Origin of the sequence: Brevibacterium sp. LE-L (assembly GCF_050214925.1) — a bacterium.
Taxonomy (GTDB): Bacteria; Actinomycetota; Actinomycetes; order Actinomycetales; family Brevibacteriaceae; genus Brevibacterium.
In genome coordinates this window covers 3,974,613-3,996,292 of record NZ_CP189759.1, presented here as the reverse complement: position 1 = coordinate 3,996,292, position 21,680 = coordinate 3,974,613, and the positions used below count along the sequence as shown (strand labels likewise).

The following is a 21,680-nucleotide window of genomic DNA, read 5'->3' as shown; positions in this document are numbered from 1 at the left end:
CCGGCGTCTCAGGGTGTGGTTCGCCCGGTTCGGGCCAGGCGTGTGAGAGCCTCGGCGAATCTCTGCGACTGTGCCGGGTCGCCGCCGAGGAGCCTCATCTCGGCACGGCCGCGGAAATGCGCCGTGGTCACGACTCCGCCGGCGTCGAATGTGCAGCTGCCGCCCATCAGCTGCCCGGGCTGCGCCTGATCGAGGACGACGCTGCGTCCTTGGCCGTTGACGGAGGCGCGCACGACGCGACGGTTCGTGGCGATGAGCATCTGCGGTTCGGGGGTGAGATCGCTGCGGAACTGCAGGAGCAGGGCCTCTCCCGGCTGGAGGACCTCTCCCTGCTGGAGCAGGTCAGTCGGCGGTGCCGCAGTCGCGTGGGGAACGGCGCTGCCCTGTTGAACGGCGCCGGCTCGGGGACCGCCGTTGTCCTGGTGCCGGGGATCGAACCTCTCCCTGCGGCGCTGCTGCCTCGGGCTGAGATGAGGATGCGCTGCGTCGCAGCGGGCGACTCTCACCACCGCCCACAGTCGAGTGCCGAACAGGGCGAGCAGGGACAACGGCAGCGTGATCGTGACGAGTGAGAGGCCGGAGCCGGTGCTCATCTCGGGAATGGGGAACATGAAGACGAAGGTGAGGCCGATGCCGAGGAGGAACATCGTCACGAGCATGATGATGAAGACCGCGGGGTGATCGCGGTTGAACGCCTCGGCGACAGCGGACAGTGTGAAGCCCAGATTGACCGCTGACCAGCAGGCGAAGAAGATGACGAGCGCGGGCAGCGGTGATGCGCTGTAGTCGCCCCAGATCGTGCCCGGGGTGCCTGTGCTCTTGGCGAAGGAATGCCAGATGAAGATCGATGCCGCGGAGAAGAAAGCCCAGATAGGACCGACGGAGAACACCTTGTACCAGGCCTGGCGGATGAAGCCGGTGTACGAATCGGGGGCCCTGGGCACATGATGATCGGGTGCCGGTGCGTCTTTGTCAGAGGAGTCGTCCTCGTTGAAGAAGATGATGGCAATCGTATGGTAGAGCCCGTAGAGCCCGATGCCGACGATCCCGGCGCCCGCGGGATCGAAGTCCCCGACGCGGTGGGCCCGCGGATCGATGCCGGCATTCATGAGGAAGAAGACGATCGTGGTGAAACCGGCGAGACCCACCCCGTAGACCACGTTCGTGCTCATCTTGTGCGTTCTGAACTTCATGCTTCGATTCTTACAGCTCTTTCCTCGGCCATGGCCCGGTTCGTGTTCCAGATCTGAAGGATCCCACCTCGCCGAGGCGGCCGGCCCTCTTTCGGCGGGCCGCCTCGGCGAGGTGGGATCGGGAATGTCGCGGACGGCGGGGTCCGCGCGAATCAGTGCTTGGGTTCCTCCAGCTCCTCGACATCGTTCGGCGAGACCGGGATCGCCGGGATCGAGTCCGTGATCGGCGGGTGCGGCGGCGTGACGACCGACTGGTAGGAGTGCTCGTGCGAATAGGCGAGGAACGACAGGTGCGTCTCGTAGCGGTCGAGGACGTCGTCGATGATCTGCTGAGAGCTCAGCCCCATGAGGTCGTAGCCTTCGGAACCGGTCTGGGTGAAGACCTCGATGCGATAGTAGCGGTCGTCTCCGCGGGGTGCGTTGCGGGCACCGAACGAGGGCACATTCGCCTCGACGGCGGCCGCCTCGTAGCGGAAGTCGCGCTGTTCGCCCATATCGACGTTGAGCGTATTCGAGGTGATCGCCGTGTCTTCGTCCATGGTCTGAAGGTGTTCGACGGAGTAGCCGAGTTCACGGAATTCCGCGGACACGGCTTCCAGGCACGGTCCGACCACCTCGGCGGCGAAGCGCTCGACGGAGGCCTTCGACGGATAGGACCGCAGGGTCGCGAGACGCTGACGCCAGGTCTTCTCCGGGGCCCGACCGCCATGGGCCGCAGTCGTGCGGCGCCGACGAGTCCGGCCCTCACGTTCGGCGCGCTCCATGCGCAGCACCTTCGAGAACGATGCCATGACGAGGTAGGCGATGACCGTGACCGGCAGAGCGAAGATCAGGGTCGCATACTCCATCGTGGTCACACCGCCGGCGACGAGCATGGCGATGGTGAGCACCGCGGTGACGAGGGCCCAGAAGATGCGCAGCCATTTCTGGCCGTCCTCTTCCGGGTTGGGGATCGAGGAGGAGAAGTTCGACATCACCATGGCACCGGAGTTCGCACTCGTGAGGTAGAAGAGCAGCCCCGAGAGTGTGGCCAGTCCGATGAGGAATGTCGCTCCCGGGAACATCTCGAGCAGGTCGTACCAGCCCTGTTCCGGTGAGGCGATGGCCGTCTTCGCGAACTCGCCGTTGCCGGAGAAGACCTCGGACAGGGCCGAGTTGCCGAAGATCGAGACGATGATGAAATCGCAGAGGACCGGTGCGGTGATCGCGGCGATGACGAACTCACGCAGAGTGCGTCCGCGGGAGATGCGGGCGAGGAAGAGCCCGACGAAGGGACCCCAGGCCAGCCAGAACGCCCAGAAGAACAGGGTCCATCCGCCCATCCATTCGGAGCCGCCGTCGACATAGGCGAACGTCGACAGTGTGCGTTCGGGCAGGGTGAAGATGAACCGGCCGACATTCTCGACCATGGCGTTGAGGAGGAACGCGGTCTTTCCCGTGACGAGGATGTAGAGCATCATCGCCGCGCACGACCAGAGGTTGAGTTCGGAGACCAGGCGGATGCCCTTGTCCACGCCCGAAGTGCAGGCGGCGACGGTCATGACCACGGCCACGATGACCAATGCGATCTGCAGTGCGAGTCCCTGCTCGAAGCCGAAGAGAGTGGCGAAGCCGACGTTGAGCAGGACGACGCCGATGCCCATCGAGGTGGCCACACCGAAGACGGTGCCGACGAGGGCGAAGATGTCGATGACGTCACCGGTGGTTCCGCGCACGCGCTTGCCCAGCAGGGGGTAGAGGACGGCGCGGATCGACAGCGGCATTCCCCAGCGGTAGGCGAAGTAGCCCATGGCCATGCCGAGCAGCGAGTACATCGACCAGCCGGCGATGCCGTAGTGGAACATCGTCCACACCACGGCGTCCTGGGCGGCCGCGGCCGACTCCGGGCTGGCATTGACGGGTTCGAGGTATTGGGTGATCGGCCCGGTCACCGAGTAGAAGAGCATATCGATGCCCACACCGGCGGCGAAGAGCATGGCGACCCAGGTGAAGAGGTTGTACTGGGGGCGGGAGTGGTCTGGCCCCAAACGGACCGAACCCTCCTTGGACAGAGCAACCCAGAGGACGAAGCCGATGACGACGGTAACGGTGACGACGTAGAACCAGCCGAGGTTCTCGGCGATCCAGTCGACGGTGGTCTTCATCGTCGACTGGGCTGAGTCCGGCATCATCATCGCCCACACGGAGAAGGCGAGGATGATGAGCGAGGCGACGATGAAGACTCGCCAATTGACGCGGGAACCGCGTTCGTCAGAGAGCTCCTCGGGGCCCCTGCTCATCTCTGTGCTGTCGATCGGTGCACGCTTGGCCGGATCGACACCCCGGCCGGTTCGCGTCGTTCGATCGGTGCCGCCGAACCGTTCTCGTTCGACGATCGGGCGCTTCAACTTCTCTTCGTTCGGATCGTGCACGCATCAGCCTCCGGTAGGAAACGTGGTCTGGCCCGAAAGCGAGCCTGCGCCAGTCTACTGATGGAGGAATTTCTGCCGACCATCACACCCCGTCCGTTCAGGAAACAGGGCGAGTTGTCAGGGGGCCGCGGGGACGGTCGGGGATCAGGCCCGGGATCGGGCAGCCGCCTCGGTGATGGTGTCGACGAATTCGTGCGCCTCGGCCGGGGCGGTCTCCTCGAGCCGCATCGACGATCCGACGTGCAGTTCCACGGTCACGGTCGCACGGTCGCGGAATTCCTCGGCGCGGGCGTGCCCGACCTGCCAGAGTGCAGTTTGGGAGAGCTGGGCGACGTGTCCGGCAGCATCGGTGCGCACCCGCATCAGTCGCCGGTCGGTGAGGATGAGGACGTCAGTGTCGAAGGGCGGGAGGCTGTAGAGCCGCGCGAATTCGATCTCGCCGGGCCGGAACAGCCCGATCGGGACATCCGGTGCGAGGTTCGGCCGATCGGCGGGGCTGCGTCGTGGAGAGCGCGGTGCCGGTCGATCAGCAGCAGAGCGGTGTGCACTCGAGGTTCGGCGGGCTTCTGCCCGCTTGCTGAGCGCGAGGAACGGGGCGCGGATGAATGCGAGAAATCGGACGCCGGCGGGTGCGGCGGCGGGTGGGCCGGATCGGGTGGGGACGGCGTCGTCGGTCGGGGGCACCGGATCGGAAGGGGAGGTCATGTCTGTGATTCTGGCAGGGCCGCCTCGGCGAAGGAGCGGTCAGCAGGTAATTGTTTCGCAACATCCGTGTCGGTTTGTCCATGGGATACTGGACGTATGCGTGCAGGTGAAGTCTCCGAGGTCAGTCAGGACTACCTCAAGGCCATCTGGTCGGCCCAGGAATGGGGCGGGGACCCGATGACGGCCACCGAGCTTGCGAACCGATTCGGAACGACGAAGGCCAATGTCACCGAGGTGCTCAAACGGCTCGACGAGCTCGGCCTCATCACTCGCGTGCCCTACCGCCCGCCGGTGCTCACCGAGGAGGGCAAGGCGATCGCCCTGTCGATGGTGCGCCGGCACCGGCTCATCGAGACGTTTCTCGTGAAGTCGCTCGGCTACGGCTGGGACGAGGTCCACGACGAGGCCGAGATCCTCGAGCATGCCGCCTCCGATCGGCTCATCGACCGCATCGACGCGTTCCTCGGCCACCCGACGTCCGACCCGCACGGCGATCCCATCCCGGGTGCCGACGGTGCCGTCGATTCCCATACTCCGACCCTCCTCGCCGAGGCGGCCGCCGGGTCCTATGCGGTGCTGAGGGTCTCCGACGCCGATCCGCAGATCTTGGGCAAGCTCGCCGAGGCGGGGGTGCTTCCCGACGTCGCACTCGACGTCGTTGACCGCACCGATGACGCGGTGACCGTGGACATCGGAGGGAAGCGGGAGACGATCGCTGCCGCGCTCGCCGTGGCCGTGTATCTGCGCACAGCCGGTTGATCCGAAGCGGGATTCCCGACTGATTCCGTTGATAACATCTGTTGTATGGGAAAGAGCTTCGGTCCCGGGAATGACCCCGACCTCGACATCGTTCGCTCAGCTGATGCTTCCGGCTCTGATCTGCAGAGGATCGCGGCGACCCGACCCGACCTGCTCGCTGACATCGCTGCCCATCCGAATGCCTATCCGGATCTGCTCGACTGGCTTGCCACTCATCAGGATCCGGCAGTCCAGGAAGCGCTCGCTCGACGAGGCTGGACTTCGGGCCAGCATCAGAACCCAGCACAATACCCCACCTACAACTATGGATCTGCTGCACAGGCGGGTGCTTCGCCTTCGCCGCAGACGGGGAGTCGCAGCAATCGGAAATGGATGTTGGGAATCGGCGCGGGACTTGTCCTCGTCCTCGCTGTGGCCGGCGGATTCTTCGGCGCACGATTCTTTTCTGGCTCTGACTTCGACAAAGCGCCCAATCAGAAGGTCGCCGTCGACCTCGCCGACGTCGGCCGCAATGCGCAGCTGACTCGGTTGCAGCCAGGCGATGACGCCGATGCTGACCAGCAGCTCGTCAACGTCGTCGGTCCTCGACAGTCGGTGATCATGGCCCTCCACGAGGAGACTCTGCAGCCGATGTGGATGGCCCCGGTCCCGCACACCGGTGTGAAGGAACCGGAACCCGAAGACGTCATCGATGACGGTGGAGCGGATGATTCTGCCGATGATGATTCGAAGAAGTCCGGTCCGAAGCTTGAGGGCACTCCAGTGGACTGCCAGTGGACGGCAGACTCTTTGACCTGCGGGGATCGCACAATTCGGTTGAAGGACGGAGAAGTCACCCTCAGCCCGGGTGACGACGCGAAGGGTTCGAAGTCAGACGGATCGACAGGCGGATCGTCAGGAGGCACGGAGGACGGCGGCACAGACCCCGCCGAGGTGGAAGACCCGGCTTCGGAGGCCGTGCCGATCACCGTCAATGACGACGGAAGCCTCAGCTCACCGTCTGGCGGCAAGTATTCCGACGTCAGCGTCGATACCGAGGCGACAGTGCGGAAGGTCGGCGCCGGCGAAGACGGACCGTGGGTGGTCTCGGACGGTCAGGTGGTCGTCGCAGTCGATGCCGACTCGGTGCTGTGGAAATCCGAACTGGGCGAGGAGGCGGCGACGGCATCTGGCCTCGGCGAGCCTCGCCTGCGACCTAACTGGACGATTGAGGACGAAGTGCTCGTCATCGCCGACGACGCCGGTGTGCACGGTCTCGCCGTTGACTCGGGTCAGGAACTGTGGCGCGTCGACGTCGAACTCGACAGCTTCACTGTCTCCGGTGACCGTCTGATGGTCATGTCCGAGGGTGTTCTCGAGGTCTTCGACTTCACCGATTCGAGCGACGTCGACACCGTCAAGGCCGACCCGGGTTTTGACGGCGGCTCCGATGGCGGCGCGATTGCGAAGTTCCCCGGCCGAGACGCATTCCTGAACCGGAAGCTGTCGGCGCCGCCGGCCTGCGCGGAATTCGGTCTCGCCTATGACGACTATTATCTTGGCGACGGCCCACTGGATCCGAAGCCCGAGCACGAGGTGGAATTCACTGACGGTGAGGCCAGCGGCGACGACGGCCGCTATTCCGGTATCTCCATGGAGAAGTTCACGACGTCTCGCATGGGTGACAAGGCCGTGACCGCCGTCGAATTCAGCTGCAACGGCGGCGGCTCCTATATCTACCCGTCGATCGGGATCTACGATCAGGATCTCAATCTGCTCGACTCCATCGAGCTCTGGGACGACGTCGACGATCGCGGCAACTCGGCCGATATCTCCGGATATATGCCCAAGCCGTACTTCAATGCGGTCAGCCCGCTGGGGCAGTATCTGGGGATCAGCGTCGGCGGCATCGGCGTCTACGGTGACGATGGATGCACCGCATGCCAGAAGTCCGCGAACGCCGATGTCCTCTACCGCTGGGACGGGAAGTCCTTCGCCCATCAGGACACCGTCTACCACGTGCCTTCCGGTGACATTCGTACGCCGGCTGTGGAACAGGTGCAGAAGTTCGCCGAGGCGGTCGCCGCCGGAGACGACGCAGAAGCGAAACGTTCGGCGACCCCCGAAATGATGTCATCACTCGATGACATCCTCGGTGATGGTCAGACGTCGAACCCGCCGACCGTCCGATCCGAGCATTTCCCCAAAGGTGTGAAGGTCGACCATTGCGAGCTCATCCAGCCGTATGAAGAGGGTGAATTCAGTGGTGGCGAGTACTTTTTCACCAACGGCAAGTCGATGTCGTATCTGTCGGCTCGGGATGAGATCCGGCCAGGTGACACAGTCTGCGGCGTGACAACGCCGGGGACGGGAAGCGACGATCAGTATTACTTCTACCTGCTCCTAAGAGGGACCCCGGATGGCAGCGTCACCGTCTACGAGGCGGGCCGGCAGTTCGGCTGAGCCGACAGGCCGTGCCGGTTGGGTTGGGCGAGGTCGGGAGATTTCGCCTCAGTCGCTGGTACGTGGGCGCGGAAACTTCGGTTCGGCGCGCAGCAGAGTCAGGGCCGTGGCCGTTCGGGCATCGAACCCGTCGGTGAGGAAGAGCTTCGGCCAGTCGCACCACAGCTCGGATTCATACGGGGTGCCGGGCACGTAGGTCTTGAACGTCGCCTGGCGGTGTCCCGGATGGGATCGGAATGACGCTTTCGGGATGGTGCGCAGGCTTTCGTGGAGTGCTTGATAGAGCACCGGGTTGAAGCCGTCGGCGCGAGCGGAGTCAGCGGTGCGCACCCAACCGGGCCCGGCGACCGGGATTCCGCGATCGATCGCTGAGTTCATCTGAGCCTTGATGCCGGCGCGCTGCGGGTCGGGGGAGTGGCGGAGGAGGACCTTCGACCAATGCAGTGCCTCGGCGGGGTCGAAGCCCGGCCACTGTTCGGCGGCCCTGCGGCGTTTGTCGGAGTCGTTGAAGTCTGCGGACATGGCGAACCGTCCTTCTCGGGCGTATGGGCCCGGATCGAAGCTTGCCCGAGCGGTCGGCGCGGGCCCGTTCTTCCCCTGGGGCACCCGGTCGATGACGGGTTGCCGTGTGGCCGGCCAGGTACCGAAGGCCACAACTCGCGAACGTGATTTCAGTGTAGTCGGAGGGCGGGGTGACACAGGTCAGCGGAGGCTGAGCCCGATCTGCGGCTGTGCAGGGTCTCCTCCGCTCTTACTGGCCGAAGAGCCACCGAGAGAGCTCGCCGTTGGACGATATCGTCACCAGCCAGGGAAATCCGATGATGATTGCGACGAAGAGCACGGTCGACCCGATCGACGACCAGGCGGAGCGGGCATTGAGCGCTTCGAACTTCGACGCCCGAACGATGACTCTGTGTTTTGTCGTCGCTCCGTGCTGAAAACCGAGATACGAGCTCCACGCGAAAGCCGTCGATACTGCTGACCATGCCCAAATCAGCGCGAAGATCATGGCAACGAGTGCAAAGACGCCGACCAGCGCCAACTGTGCGTCTGAGAAGAACATCTTGAAGGCAGGGACAACCGTCCTCGAACCGACCCAAGGTGCGGCGCCCTCGCTGAGTGCTGCCGGTTCCGTCAGGGATTCCAACTGAGTTCTCACATCGGCCATAGAGTATCCGCCCCATGTTCTGCCCACCGTCAACCACGATGCTGTAAGCAGAAGCACGATGGCACTGAGGATCCGTATGCATGCAGCCAGCGACTGGACCGCGAACAGCTCGGCTTTGTACGTACGGAAGATGAGGGCGATGAGAATCACTGTCAAGGCGATACTGACTCCAACAGCGAATCCGACGGCCACTTCGTACCCACGGCTGTAGACCGCTATGAGAGTGATCATGACGAGACCGATCAGCACGGCCCGCACACGTTCGTCTGGAGCGGACTGTGTCGTACCGGTCGACTTCGCCGATGACTCGATGTTCTGATGAATCGTCTGGTGGGTCGTCATGACTACATTGTTCTGAGTCGGGTTGATCGGGCCAGTGCTGTTGGGGGCGTAGACCTGCTGACCATTTTTGTTCTGCACCGACGTGCGGCTGCCTCCCGTCCATAGCGAAGGGCGGGTCCCGATCGGGATGGCCGCGACGATGAGGGCGCCGAGAACTGCTGAAATGGTGCTGATGGCGATGTCCGACAATGCGGTGAGCATATCGATCCCTTTCTTGTGCATGGCCGGCGACCTCGGCCGGCGGCCATTTTGATTAGTCAGTGATCAGTCGGTCGTCAGACTCCACTTGCCATCGGCATTGACGGTGAGGAGCGATGGACCTGCCGACAGGGGGACAGTGCCTTCGTACGCGCCGATCTCGTTGATGAGCAGCCCCATGGAGAATTCGTCGGTGTCTTCATAGACGACGAAGTTCGAGTCGCCGTTATAGGTGGCTGTCAGCTGAGTCGGCGGCCCGGTGTAGAGGAATGCGGCGTCTCCTGTGCCGGTCGGTTCGAGTTCGGGCGCTGCGGAGATCGGTTCGATCGTGATGTTCCAATTGCCGTCGGAAGTGACCTTGAGAGAGGAGGCCTCTCCGAAGGAGTTGATTCCATAGGCCGTTGCGCCTTCGTAGGTACCGATTTCATTGACCAGGAGGTCTCCGGTCGACTGATTCGAGTCGTCGAGGACATCGATGACGAAGTTGCCGCTGCCCGTATTGTTCGCAGTGACGAGCCCCGCGGTCGCGCCGGAAGGAAGCGTGATGATCGAGTCGCCAGTTCCGTCTTCGCTGACGGTGCTGAATGCTCCGTACTTCTCGTCTGCCCATGAGGCGTCGACCTCGTCTGCCGTGGGGTCCTCGACCGCCGGCTCTGCGGTTTCAGGCGCCTCTTGCGCAAGTGCCTCCTGCGCCGGCGTGTCCTTATCGGGCGACGTCTCCTCGGACTGCTGGTCTTCCGCGACGGCCGGTCCGGAGACGTCTTCGGTGCCGCTGGTGCCGGCAATGCTGCTCCCGATGATGCCGACTGCAACGAAGCCGGCAGTGACCGCGAACGCCACAGTGCGATGCTGCCGGTATCCCGACAGTGGTCTCTTGGACTTGTCAGTCGCCTTGCCGGCGAGGACGACGATGACGTCGACCAGCCACCAGATGCCGAATCCGGCGAGCGTCATCAGTTTGAGAATGCCGGTGCCGACCTTGCCGAGGTAGAAGCGGTCGACTCCGAAGAAGCCGAGGAACCACGCAAAGAGCCAGGTCAGGACGAAGCTTTTGTCTGATTCCGGCGGCAGGTTGTTGTACGAAGTGGCGAATCGGGTGGTCTGTTCGTGCGGGTTGTGGGACATGATTCTCCTTGGGTGTGTATAGCGGTGTGATGTGAATGGCGGTGATGGGCGGTTGGGGCGCCTCGGCTGGCTGTGCGCGATGCGCCGATCGGTGAGCGGCGTGCAGGCCACCGACCGGCGGCGGGCAGCGAGCAGTCAGGTGGACTGTTCGCGAAGGGTCACGAATCCGGGACGTACTCGAAGATCGCACCGAGTCCGTCATCGGGGTGGTAGTTCCACGACACTGAGAACGAATCCCAATCCGCGGTCTGTGTTCCGTCGAGCGCCCGTGTCTGCCCCATCCGGGAGCTCACAGAGTCGGGCATGCCCAAGGCGTCGCCAAGGCAGTACACGTCGGCAAGATCTGGGCCGAAGTACATCCCGGCACCGTCGAAGTCGACGCTCAACCTGTCGGCGCTCAGTGTCGCTCCATCGACCGAGCCGAGCGAGCATGTCTCGTAGCCGTCGGCCATGAGCTCTGCCCGAGCCGCCTGCGCGTCGGCTTCGGCAAGAGAACTGATCCCGACGATTCCCCCGACCGTTCCGACTCCGAGGAGCAGCCCGATCACCAGACCGCCGAGCCCGAACCAGATGTGCTTCGTGGACCGCTGCGGTGTCAGGGGCAACGGGGAGGATGGGGCACTGTAGGGCTGTTGGTGTTGATGTCCGCCGTCGTGGTGAGGGGGCGGATGTGGGAACGAGTTCATTCGGGGCCGTCCTATCGCTGGTCGGGGTGCATTGGCCGGCATGGTTCGGCCGGTCGTTGAGAACTCAGTTCACGACATCCGCATAGAATTGAGCAACGAATACGCCGTTAAGGGGGCTTAACGGTGAATGCATTTAACTCCTTGTGCAGGGTCGCTTAGGATCGGGGCACAACGGAAAACGCGAGTGCAACGGGAGGCACAATGAGCGACGCATTGATGTCGATGCAGGACATTGCCGACTTGGCAGGTGTCTCCCGGCCGGCAGTGTCCCAATGGCGCAGACGCACCACGGTCAGAGGTCGCGAAATCCCCTTCCCGGAGGGAACCGAGGGTCCGGACGGGCGTGAACTCTTCCATGTCGAGGCTGTCGTCGAATGGCTGCGGCGCACGGGTCGCGGCAACAATGCGGAGTTCGTCGAAGATGCTCCGGCCGCCGGCATTCCCACTGGGGTGTCGATCGACCACGCGCTGGTTCTTCTGTGTCTGAGGGACAATGCCGAGGACGATCTCAACAATCTCGGTGAGTCGATGCTCGTCGAGATCGCCGCCTCCCTTGACCCTGCTGATCGATTTCTCCTCAGTGAGGTCATCGACACCGAGTTCGCCGCTGCCGCTCTGGACTACGTCGACGACCTCTATGCCGCGTCGTTCGGTGCCGCTGATGCCCTGGACCGGTTGGAAACGGGGCGATTGAGCCGGAGGCAGGAACGACGAGGTTTCGATCCCGGACTCGTGGATGTCATCGCCTCAGTCGTCGAGGGAGTAGTCGCTGACGGCGAGACCGCATCCGATGGACGGGGATCCTCGGCGGCGGGGGAGCTCGTCCTCGAGTGCGAGGACGTTGACCTCCTCGCCGTGGCGGAAACGGTGGACGGCTTGGCCTCGCATGTGACCGCCGACTCTCCCCACATCCGTGACCTGCGAAAGAGGGCGCTCCTGCGGGGGTGGCTCGCCCTCGACTCCGAACGACCGACGGTGTCAGTCGTCGCCGTCTACGGCTTGGAGAGCGCAGAGGTGCTCGAAAGACTCGATCGGGTGATTCTCGATCTCAACCCCAATGAGTACGCGATCGTCGCCGGTCCTGCCGACCTGCTCTGCGGGAGACTGGACGGCACGTCCGAGCAGCGTCGTTCGGAATCACTGCGAAGCAGCCGTTCTGCGAACCACGGACCTCTCGTCTGTGCGCTGCGTCTGCCTCGCGGTCTGTGGAAACACGCTCCGCGACAGAGCAGCGGACTGTGGCTGCTCAAAGGAGGTGCCACTCTCGACCACCCGTGGGTGGCCGATCTCAGCGAAGCCCCGGTCGACCGGTCTGATCTGTCGGCCGATGTGGCCGGAGTGCTGGCCGCCGGAACCGTGCCGAACGAGCTGCCTGCTCGCGCGTTCCGCTATGTCAGGTCGCGTGATATTCGGTCGATCCTCGGCGGCGAGGCCGTTGTTCCGACCGGTACCCGAGCGGTGAGCTTCGCAACCGGGCAGCAGGACTTCATCGACGACGTGCGCGTCGCTTCGATCGAAACCGCCGAGGCGACCGAGGTCTTCGACATCTATGTCACTGACCGCCCCGCCTCGCTGGTGGTGGGATCGACTTCGCTCGGCACGATGATCGACAATGGAACGCTCACTCGTCACAGCGGCAGTCGGATCGACGAATCGCTGGCGGAGGACACCGGTGCGGTGTCGGTCGTCGATGCCAGGAGCGGTGGCGAAGTGTTCCGAATTGATGCCTTCGTTGCCGAGAGCTCGCTGCGTCGCAGTATGAGGACACAACCGGGGGACGTCGTCTTCTGCTCGAATCCGCCGACCGCGTGGGTTGATGACCGGGGTGGCTCGCTGGTGGTCTCGCCGAACAAGATCCTGCGGCGGGCCGATGGCACCCCGATCGGTTCGCACACCTTGTCCACGGTCATCAACGATGCGCAGTCGAAGGAGTACACGAACTGGCAGATTCCCCGCATTCCTGCCGACCAGGTCGACGCGGTCGAAGACGCGATGCGGAGATTAGCCGGATATCGACAACAATTGCAGGTGAAGGAACGTGCCGCGAAGACGCTGGGGCATTCGCTCTTGAGCGGTGTCGCGGCCGGGACGATGGAACTGATGGGCAGCAGCCTCGAGCCGCAGCCATCACAAGGAAGGTGACATGGCCACGAAGAAGAACGCCGTCGAACAGCCGACGACGATGAGCGAACTCAAAGCGACTCTGTGGAAGGCGGCCGACCGCCTGCGGGGCTCGCTGAGCGCGAGTCAGTACAAGGACGTGATTCTCGGTCTCGTCTTCCTCAAATACGTCTCGGACGCATTCGAGGAGGAACAGTCGGTGCTGCGGTCCGACTATGAAGAGCAAGGCATCGACGAGGAAGACATCGCCGAGCTGCTCCAGGACCCGGATACCTATGTCGGCGAGGGCATCTTCCTCGTTCCCTCTGCCGCGCGGTGGGATTTCCTGGCTGAGAATGCCAAAGGGCAGGCGCCCTCAGGGGCCGAAGCCGGCAGGACCATCGGTGCTCTCATCGATGAGGCGATGGATCAGCTGATGAAGGCCAACCCGTCCCTGCGGGGAACCTTGCCGCGCCTGTACAACAAGGACAATCTCGATCAGCGTCGTCTGGGTGAGCTCGTCGATCTCTTCAGCAGCACGCGCTTCTCCCGGCAGGGAGAGTTCCGGGCACGTGACCTCATGGGGGAGGTCTATGAGTATTTCCTCGGCGAGTTCGCCCGTGCGGAGGGCAAGCGGGGCGGCGAGTTCTTCACCCCGCGACCGGTGGTGCGCACGATGGTCGAGATCCTCGAACCGTTCAAGGGGCGGGTCTACGATCCGTGCTGCGGTTCGGGCGGCATGTTCGTCCAGTCGGAGAAGTTCATTGAAGACCATAACGGCGATCCACGAGACATCGCGGTCTACGGTCAGGAATCCATCGAGGAGACCTGGCGGATGGCGAAGATGAACCTCGCCATCAACGGGATCGAGGTCCAGGGTCTCGGCGAGAAGTGGGGAGACACCTTCGCCCGCGACATCCACGCCGATACCCCGATGGACTATGTTCTTGCCAATCCGCCGTTCAACCTCAAGGTGTGGGCACGCAGTGAGGAGGACCCGCGGTGGACCTTCGGCGTCCCGCCGGAGAAGAACGCGAACTACGGCTGGATTCAGCACATCCTGTCCAAGCTCACCGACGACGGCAAGGCCGGCGTGGTCATGGCGAACGGGTCGATGTCGTCGAACACCGGCGGTGAGGGCGATATCCGTGCTCGGATCGTCGAGGCCGACCTGGTCTCGTGCATGCTCGCGCTGCCGACTCAGCTGTTCCGCTCGACCGGTATTCCTGTGTGCGTGTGGTTCTTCGCGAAGAAGAAGGGAGCCCGGGCCGGCGAGGTGCTTTTCATCGATGCGCGCGAAATGGGGCACATGATCTCCCGTGCCGAGCGTTCGCTGTCCGATGAGGACATCGCCGAGATCGCGGGTACGTTCCATGCGTGGATCGGCTCTGAATCCGCCGAGGCGGCCGGACGAGAGTACGAAGATGTACCCGGATTCTGTCGGACAGTGCCGTTGGCCGAGATCAAGGAAGGCGGATATGCGCTGACCCCGGGCCGTTATGTCGGGTCGGCGCCCGAGCCGGAAGATCTGGAGCCGATCGACGAGAAGATCGCGAGACTGAAGGGGGAGCTGATCGACGCTTTCGATGAGTCGGCGAGGTTGGAAACGGTCGTCCGCGAGCAGCTGGAGCGTCTGGGATGAAATCAGTGTTGTTCAGTGAACTCTTCGAACGTCCGTTGCGAAATGGAATTACTGTTGCGTCGAGAGACCGTGGAGTTGGAATGCGGATGATCGGCATGAAGCAAATCTTCGGAACAGACAGAATTAGGGCGTCTGTGGGAGAACTCGTTCCTGAGGACAGAGTCGATCGCACGAAAGATGTGCTTCAACACGGAGACTTGCTTTTCGCCCGTCAGTCATTGACTTTCGAGGGTGCGGGGAAATGTTCAATTTTCGAATCGTCCGATGAAGATTGCACTTGGGAAAGCCACTTGATACGGGCCCAGCTTGACCCAAGGCTCGCGAATCCTCTCTTCTTTTACTACTACTTCGCATCTGACATGGGTAGACGGAATATGTCGACCATCATTACTCAAGTCGCAGCTGCGGGAGTAAAAGGAACCGATCTGTCTAAACTGTTAGTGCCCCTTCCTCCGTTGAATGTGCAAGCTGGAGTTGCTGAAGTCCTCGGCGCCCTCGACGACAAAATCGCCGCCAATGAGCGACTGTCCGGTGCGGTGCAAGATCTGTTGCAAGAACGCTTCGCATTACTGAGGCTGGATGGCTTCACGGGGGACGGCTCGTTCTTGACCGTCAGCGACCTATTCGACGTGAATCCTCGAACCTCTCAAAAACTGGCTGGTCAGGCTCCATATCTTGGCATGAAGGACCTTCCTGACTCTTCCATGACTGTGGGCTCGTGGTCCACTCGCGAAGCAAAGAGCGGTGCACGGTTCATTAACGGCGATGTGCTGCTTGCGCGCATTACTCCTTGCTTGGAGAACGGCAAAGCTGGCTACGTAGATTTCCTCGAGAATACGGAAGTCGGTGTTGGTTCGACTGAGTTCATCGTCTTCCGTGCTAGGTCGCCATTGCTTTCAGCGGTCCCGTTCTTTTTGACGAAGAGTGAGCGCTTTCGCGATTTTGCGATCAAGCACATGCAGGGGACCAGTGGTCGGCAGAGGCTTGCGGCTGCAGACGTTGCGGATTACCGGCTGGCCAAGGTGGACGACGAGAGTCTAAATCGCTTCGGAGAGCTGTCAATGAGCTTGCTTAAGCGTGTAAAGACGGCTGTGTCTGAGTCTCGGGCTCTCGCTCGCACTCGCGACGAACTTCTCCCGCTGCTGATGAACGGAAAGATCACGGTCAAGGATGCGGAGGCGGTAGTGAGCGACGCGGTCTGAGCCAGTCGAACCTGCATTCGTCTGAACAGCCGGCTTCGGAGCCGGGAGCGCCCACTTGGACAGCTACTTCGACAACTCTTTCACTGAATTGAAAAGGTGGTAAGGTTTCCGAAAAGGAGGGAAGGTCGGTGAAAAGGTGCAAGACGCTGAACTGACTGCAGCCGTGCATCGCCTCCGGACGCTCGGGGTCGAGCCGGCCGATGTCGAGGTCAAGGCCTCGGTCGGAAAGCTTCCGAAGACGGTTCCGGAGACCTTGAGCGCTTTTGCCAACGGCCAGGGCGGAACTGTCCTGCTCGGCATCGACGAGTCGGCCGACTTCACCGCAGCTGACGGCTTCGACGCCGCAGCGATACGTGATGCTCTCGCCGGTGCGTGCGCTGACAAGCTGACACCTCCGATTCGCGATGAAGTCGAAGTCCTCGAATTCGAGGGCTCCGCCGTTGTCCGCATTGTTGTTTCCGAAGCACTGCCCAAGGACAAACCCTGTCACCTCACAGACCGTGGCGCGCACCAGGGCTCTTTCATCCGCAGCGGGGACGGTGATCGGAAGCTGACCGGTTATGAGGTCACCCAGCTGCTGACGAATACAATTCAGCAGACTCACGACCGCGAACCGGTCGCGGAGGCAAGCAGAGAGCACCTTGATGACGAGCTCTGCACCGAACTCGTCAAGAGGGCTACAGAGCGCACTCCGCGTGCGTTCAAAGGTCAGAATGAGGACGAAGTACTGACAGGACTGGGGGTTCTCACGACCGCCGGCGGAGAGACTCGCCCCACCTTGGCAGGACTGCTGACTGTCGGAAAATACCCTCAGCAGTTCTTCCCTCAGCTGTTCATCTCGTTCGTAGTCTTTCCTGGACGTGATCGAGCGAGCCTGGGGCCGTCCGGGGAACGCTTCTACGACAACCTCAGCCTGGACGGCCCGATTCCCGATCAGCTTGACGCGGCTATAGACGCAATGCGCAAACACATGAGCCGAGCCGCGATCATTCACGGAATCGGACGTGAAGACCGCTATGACTACCCGATCGAAGCTCTGCGTGAGGTCTTCGCCAATGCCCTGCTCCATCGCGACTACAGTCCGGAATCCCGGGGGACCCAGATTCAGATTGAACTGTTCCCGGATCGACTGGAAGTCCGGAGCCCCGGAGGACTGTACGGGGAAGTGGCGGCAGAATCGCTGGGCACTGACGAAGGCGGCTCGACTTCCCGTAATGCCACTTTGGCGAAGCTCCTGTCCGATATGCCCGTGATCGGGGAGAAGGAGACCATCGTTGAAAACCGCGGAACCGGTCTGGTCAGAGTGACAGCGGCACTCAGAGCGGTCGGAATGTCTCCGCCCGAGTTCGACGTTTCACCAGGCCACCTCACAGTGACGATGCAGAGGACGGCACTGTTGTCGACACAGACGATGGACCGGATCAACCGACTGGGTCTTGCCGGGCTGTCGGACACTCATCATCTGGCGATCGCGATGATGATCAATGCCGGACGAACTAACGTCGCCATGCTCAAAGGCTGGAGCGTGCCCGGTGACGAAGCCCGAGCCGTCCTCAAAGACCTTATTGATCGACGAATAGCCGAAATCAAGGGCGGCAGACGATACGCCAGCTACCACCTTGTGCCCGGCGAACCGACCATGGCTGCTGCGATACCTTCACAAACGCAGTCTCGTCAGCCCGGGATCGATGGGCAACTCGATGCCGTGGTGCAGGCTCTTGGTGCAGGCCATGCGCTGACAAGTGAGATCGCATCGCAATTGGGCTTGAGTCATACCACTGTGTGGCGTCGGCTGAGAACCCTGATGGAACGAGGGATCGTCGAACGGGTCGGCACGCAGTCGAGTTCCAAACAGAGTTATCGCCTCATCGTCAGAAACGAGGAAGCATGATCCCCGAATCCGAATGGGAGACCTTTCACATCGACCGCTTCGTCGAGAACGGGTGGGAGCACGTACCGGGCCCGGAGGTCACACCCGGGCAGACCGATGGGCGGACGGAATGGGACGGCCTCGTCCTCAAGACTCGGGCAGCTCAGGCCCTGCGCACGCTCAACCCGGGCGTTCCTCCGCGGTACCTCGACGAAGCGCTGGGAGAGATCCTCGCGGCCGCCTCGGCGGATCCAATTGCGGAGAACTTCAGGTTCCACGGATACCTGACCCATGGCTATCGGGGCATCTCCTACATCGATGCTGACGGAACCGAACAGAACCCGACGATCCGCCTCTTCAGCCACCGTCCCGAGGACAACTCCTACCTGGCGATCAACCAGGTGACGATCCGCAACCGTGAGATCGAACGACGCTTCGACATCGTTCTCTACGTCAACGGGTTCCCGCTGGTGATCATGGAGATCAAACGGGCCGGCGACGCGAACACAGGCGAACGAGAGGCCTACGCGCAACTGCAGACGTACCTGCGGGAATTCCCCGACGCTTTCTCCTGCTGCGCCCTCACCGTCGTCAGCGACGGAGTGAACGCGAAATATGGGACCCCATTCACCCCCTTCAACCACTACTCACCATGGAATGTCGACGACGACGGCGCGGTGGTTGCACTCGGCCGCGACCACACGGATACGGGAGCGAGCCTCGGCAGCGAAGTGCTCATCGACGGGGTGTTCAATCAGGAGCGATTCGGACAGATCATCCGCAACTTCGTGGCCTTCGACGAAGGCGCGGACGGTCTGGCCAAACGGGTGGCCAAACCGCACCAGTACTTCGCGGTCACCAAGGCCGTGGGCACGACCGTCGAGGCGGTGCGCAGCGACGGTCGTGCGGGGGTCGTGTGGCATACGCAGGGATCGGGCAAATCCATGGAGATGGAGCTCTATGCCCACCTCGTCGCGATTCGACCCGAACTGAAGAACCCGACGATCGTCGTCGTCACGGACCGAACCGAACTCGACTCCCAGCTGTTCGAAACCTTCGACCGCTCCCAACTTCTAGCCGAAAATCCGGTCAAGATCTCCTCCCGGCAGGAACTGCGGGAGGCGCTGACCCATAAGGTCACGGGCGGAATCTACTTCAGCACGCTGCAGAAGTTCGGTCGCACCGACAGCGAACGCGCCGACGGGCTCGATCATCCGGAGCTGAGCAATCGCCGCAATATCATCGTCATCGTCGATGAAGCACACCGATCCCACTATGACGAACTCGACGGCTTCGCCCGACACATTCGCGACGCCCTGCCCAGAGCCTCATTCATTGCATTCACCGGCACCCCGATCTCCTTCGCCGACCGCAACACCCAAGAGGTGTTCGGCGACGTCATCGACACCTATGACCTGTCCCGGGCCGTCAGCGATGGCGCCACGGTCCCGGTCGTCTATGAGCCGAGGCTGATCGAGATGGGTCTGGGTCAAGAAGTCTCCGAAGACGACCTCAACACCTCGGCGGACGAGGCGACTGCGGGCCTCGACGATGTCGAACGCACCCGCGTGGAGCAGTCGGTCGCCGTGATCAACTCCGTCTACGGCAACCACGAACGCCTGCAGCTGCTGGCCGCCGATATCGTCGAGCACTGGGAAGAGCGCTCGGAATCGATGCGGCCCTTCATCGCCGCACCCGGCAAGGCGATGATCGTCTGCGCCACGCGTGAGATCTGCGCCCGACTCTACGAGGAGATCATCGAACTGCGCCCGGATTGGCACAGCGACGACGTCGACGCCGGCAAGATCAAGGTCGTCTACTCATCGAATTCTTCGGATTCCGGACTCATCGCGAAGCATCGCCGGAGGCAGGGGCAGAACAAGACGATTCAGAAGCGCATCAAAGACGTCGACGACGAACTCGAACTCGTCATCGTCAAGGACATGATGCTCACCGGCTTCGACGCCCCGCAGCTGCACACGCTGTACCTGGACCGGCCTCTGAAGAACGCGCTGCTCATGCAGACCCTGGCGCGAGTGAATCGCACCTATCGGGGCAAAACCGACGGACTCATGGTTGCCTATGCTCCGATCGCGAACAACCTGCGCAACGCGCTGGCCGAATACACGGCGCGTGATCAGGAAACCGAGCCGATGGGGCGCAAATTCGACGATGCGGTGCGAGTCGTTCACGAGTTCCTCGATGCTTTGGACACTTTGTGCGCCGGATACGACTGGCGGGCGAAACTCGACGGACAGCCCGGCAGTCACATCAAGGCTGCTCTAGGGTTGACGAACTATCTGCGCGATCCCGCGCATGCGAATGTGACCCTGGCACAACAGCCTCGAGGGCTCGGCGACGACGGCACCGAGAACTCTTCGGACACGGATGCAGCTGAGGACTCGGGGCTGGCCGAGAACTATCGGCGCCTGTCCGGAAGTCTGGCACGAGCATGGGCACTGGCCCGAGGTTCCGACGAACTCAAAGACAGGCGTGCGGATGCGCAGTTCTACGAAGAGGTGCGCGTGTGGATGGCGAAGTTCGACGCTCAGGAGCGGCAGGCCTCGGGACGCCCGGTATCCGAGGACGTCGAGCTGATGCTCGCGGGCCTGCTGGAGGAGTCGACCCATGCTGGGGAGATCGTTGACATCTACGAGGCCGCGGGGCTCGCGAAACCGTCGCTGCAGGACCTGACCCCGGATCTCACCCACCAAGCCCAGAAGTCTCCGACTCCCCACCTGGCCATCGAAGCACTCAGGGATGTACTCACCGACCGGGCGACGCAGCTGACGAAGAGCAACCTCGTGCGGCAGAAGGCATTTGCCGAGCGGATCCGAGAGCTGATGAACAGGTACACGAATCAGCAGCTGACCTCGGCCGAGGTGATCGCAGAGCTCGTGGAGCTCGCGCGCGAGGTGGCCGACGAAGGCAACCGTGGTCAGCAGTTCGATCCGCCTCTGGACTGGAAGGAGCTGGCCTTCTATGATGCGGTGGCGGAGAACGAATCCGCAGTGCAGAGCCAGGGCGCGGACACATTGGCGCAGATCGCCCGGGAACTCGTGGGAATCATGCAGCGTGATGTCAAGACCGACTGGACTGTGCGCGACGACGTTCGCGCCAAGCTGCGGACATCTGTGAAACTGCTGCTCATCCGGCACAAGTACCCGCCGGATCGGCGCAAAGAGGCGATCCAGCTGGTCATCGATCAGATGGAGGAGCTGGCTAAGGTGCAGGCGGCATGATCGACCCGGGGCTTGTCGGAGTCATAAGTATTTTGGTGACAACAGTAATTGCTGTGATCACGATGGTTCGGAGCGCAAGGGACAGTCGCGATCGTTCACGGCCGTATGTCACTGTCAAGTTTGTTGAAGCAATGGCTTCGAGTCGAATGTACTTTGTCGTGGAAAATTTCGGCCAGAGCGCGGCATATAACGTGACCATCGAATTCGACAGTTCCCTGAGTAGCGCTGAGCCGAATAGGAACAACTACGGTTCGTACATCCGACGGATGTATCAAGGACCGGGATTGACGTTCGGTCCAGGGGACTCTCGACGTTCCTTGTATAGGAACATGCTCGATGAGCATCGAAGGAAGGGCGAAGTGGTGGCGCCCGACCGATTGACCGGTACGATCCGCTATTTCGGTCCAGACCGACGAAAGCAGTATTGCGAATCCATCGTCCTTGACCTCACAGGACTTCGATACAGGGTTGACACGACACGAAGCGACCGTGACATCGAGCAAAGGCTGAAGAGGATCGGAGACCGGATTGGACAACTTCGCAGGCTCGAAAAGCGAGGGGTCGAAGCTCTCGAAGAACTAGCCTCGAGTTTTCA

Annotated in this window: 14 protein-coding genes and 1 riboswitch; of the genes, 7 read left to right on the top strand and 7 right to left on the bottom strand. The window is 62.3% G+C overall.

What is annotated here, in order from left to right; translation table 11 throughout:
* Nucleotides 1-8: 8 nt before the first annotated feature.
* From ACQE2J_RS18055 to ACQE2J_RS18045, 3 genes are all read right to left on the bottom strand, one after another.
* Nucleotides 9-1,193: a hypothetical protein gene (locus ACQE2J_RS18055; RefSeq protein ID WP_425119961.1), complete on the bottom strand. Its 1,185-nt coding sequence runs from the start codon at nt 1,191-1,193 to the stop codon at nt 9-11.
* A gap of 152 nt (nt 1,194-1,345) precedes the next feature.
* Nucleotides 1,346-3,604 carry a choline BCCT transporter BetT gene (gene betT / locus ACQE2J_RS18050; protein WP_425119962.1) on the bottom strand — a complete coding sequence of 753 codons (2,259 nt, stop codon included), beginning with the start codon at nt 3,602-3,604 and terminating at the stop codon, nt 1,346-1,348.
* A gap of 144 nt (nt 3,605-3,748) precedes the next feature.
* On the bottom strand, nt 3,749-4,309 hold the full coding sequence (locus tag ACQE2J_RS18045; RefSeq protein ID WP_135540620.1) for a hypothetical protein: 561 nt from the start codon (nt 4,307-4,309) through the stop codon (nt 3,749-3,751).
* Nucleotides 4,310-4,405: 96 nt separating this feature from the next.
* Here ACQE2J_RS18045 and ACQE2J_RS18040 point away from each other — a divergent pair, with 96 nt between their 5' ends.
* Nucleotides 4,406-5,068 (top strand): metal-dependent transcriptional regulator, encoded by a 663-nt coding sequence (locus ACQE2J_RS18040; RefSeq protein WP_039211431.1) that lies wholly within the window; start codon nt 4,406-4,408, stop codon nt 5,066-5,068.
* 45 nt (nt 5,069-5,113) lie between these two features.
* A complete protein-coding gene (locus ACQE2J_RS18035; RefSeq protein ID WP_426936790.1) occupies nt 5,114-7,510 on the top strand; it encodes a hypothetical protein in 2,397 nt (798 codons plus the stop codon).
* Between the two features lie 48 nt (nt 7,511-7,558).
* On the opposite strand, the gene ACQE2J_RS18030 is transcribed toward ACQE2J_RS18035, so the two are convergent.
* The 4 genes from ACQE2J_RS18030 to ACQE2J_RS18015 form a co-directional block, all read right to left on the bottom strand.
* On the bottom strand, nt 7,559-8,032 hold the full coding sequence (locus tag ACQE2J_RS18030; protein WP_135540626.1) for a hypothetical protein: 474 nt from the start codon (nt 8,030-8,032) through the stop codon (nt 7,559-7,561).
* A gap of 32 nt (nt 8,033-8,064) precedes the next feature.
* Nucleotides 8,065-8,175: riboswitch (SAM riboswitch) on the bottom strand.
* 86 nt (nt 8,176-8,261) lie between these two features.
* Nucleotides 8,262-9,242 (bottom strand): hypothetical protein, encoded by a 981-nt coding sequence (locus ACQE2J_RS18025; protein ID WP_135540627.1) that lies wholly within the window; start codon nt 9,240-9,242, stop codon nt 8,262-8,264.
* A gap of 42 nt (nt 9,243-9,284) precedes the next feature.
* Nucleotides 9,285-10,343, bottom strand: a complete 1,059-nt coding sequence (locus ACQE2J_RS18020) for a TM2 domain-containing protein (protein WP_135540629.1) — start codon at nt 10,341-10,343, stop codon at nt 9,285-9,287.
* A gap of 158 nt (nt 10,344-10,501) precedes the next feature.
* Nucleotides 10,502-11,029 carry a hypothetical protein gene (locus ACQE2J_RS18015; RefSeq protein WP_426936789.1) on the bottom strand — a complete coding sequence of 176 codons (528 nt, stop codon included), beginning with the start codon at nt 11,027-11,029 and terminating at the stop codon, nt 10,502-10,504.
* Nucleotides 11,030-11,230: 201 nt separating this feature from the next.
* Here ACQE2J_RS18015 and ACQE2J_RS18010 point away from each other — a divergent pair, with 201 nt between their 5' ends.
* The 5 genes from ACQE2J_RS18010 (at nt 11,231) to ACQE2J_RS17990 (ending at nt 21,085) form a co-directional block, all read left to right on the top strand.
* Complete coding sequence (locus ACQE2J_RS18010; RefSeq protein ID WP_425119964.1) at nt 11,231-13,171, top strand: hypothetical protein; 1,941 nt, start codon at nt 11,231-11,233, stop codon at nt 13,169-13,171.
* A 1-nt stretch (nt 13,172) separates the two neighbouring features.
* Nucleotides 13,173-14,771 carry a type I restriction-modification system subunit M gene (locus ACQE2J_RS18005; protein WP_425119965.1) on the top strand — a complete coding sequence of 533 codons (1,599 nt, stop codon included), beginning with the start codon at nt 13,173-13,175 and terminating at the stop codon, nt 14,769-14,771.
* An 86-nt stretch (nt 14,772-14,857) separates the two neighbouring features.
* Nucleotides 14,858-15,973 (top strand): restriction endonuclease subunit S, encoded by a 1,116-nt coding sequence (locus tag ACQE2J_RS18000; RefSeq protein ID WP_425119966.1) that lies wholly within the window; start codon nt 14,858-14,860, stop codon nt 15,971-15,973.
* A gap of 136 nt (nt 15,974-16,109) precedes the next feature.
* Entirely contained in the window at nt 16,110-17,864 is a 1,755-nt protein-coding gene (locus ACQE2J_RS17995) for an ATP-binding protein (protein WP_426936788.1), read from the top strand.
* Complete coding sequence (locus ACQE2J_RS17990) at nt 17,861-21,085, top strand: type I restriction endonuclease subunit R (RefSeq protein ID WP_425119967.1); 3,225 nt, start codon at nt 17,861-17,863, stop codon at nt 21,083-21,085. The genes ACQE2J_RS17995 and ACQE2J_RS17990 overlap by 4 nt, the downstream gene beginning before the upstream one ends.
* The last annotated feature ends 595 nt before the right edge of the window (nt 21,086-21,680 follow it).

Coding starts and splice junctions, on each gene's coding strand:
- ACQE2J_RS18015 (WP_426936789.1), bottom strand. CDS start 11,029: ATGAACTCGTTCCCACATCCGCCCCCTCACCACGACGGCGGACATCAA.
- ACQE2J_RS18045 (WP_135540620.1), bottom strand. CDS start 4,309: ATGACCTCCCCTTCCGATCCGGTGCCCCCGACCGACGACGCCGTCCCC.
- ACQE2J_RS18025 (WP_135540627.1), bottom strand. CDS start 9,242: ATGCACAAGAAAGGGATCGATATGCTCACCGCATTGTCGGACATCGCC.
- ACQE2J_RS18000 (WP_425119966.1), top strand. CDS start 14,858: ATGATCGGCATGAAGCAAATCTTCGGAACAGACAGAATTAGGGCGTCT.
- ACQE2J_RS18030 (WP_135540626.1), bottom strand. CDS start 8,032: ATGTCCGCAGACTTCAACGACTCCGACAAACGCCGCAGGGCCGCCGAA.
- ACQE2J_RS17990 (WP_425119967.1), top strand. CDS start 17,861: ATGATCCCCGAATCCGAATGGGAGACCTTTCACATCGACCGCTTCGTC.
- ACQE2J_RS18055 (WP_425119961.1), bottom strand. CDS start 1,193: ATGAAGTTCAGAACGCACAAGATGAGCACGAACGTGGTCTACGGGGTG.
- ACQE2J_RS18020 (WP_135540629.1), bottom strand. CDS start 10,343: ATGTCCCACAACCCGCACGAACAGACCACCCGATTCGCCACTTCGTAC.
- ACQE2J_RS18035 (WP_426936790.1), top strand. CDS start 5,114: ATGGGAAAGAGCTTCGGTCCCGGGAATGACCCCGACCTCGACATCGTT.
- ACQE2J_RS18010 (WP_425119964.1), top strand. CDS start 11,231: ATGAGCGACGCATTGATGTCGATGCAGGACATTGCCGACTTGGCAGGT.
- ACQE2J_RS18005 (WP_425119965.1), top strand. CDS start 13,173: ATGGCCACGAAGAAGAACGCCGTCGAACAGCCGACGACGATGAGCGAA.
- ACQE2J_RS18040 (WP_039211431.1), top strand. CDS start 4,406: ATGCGTGCAGGTGAAGTCTCCGAGGTCAGTCAGGACTACCTCAAGGCC.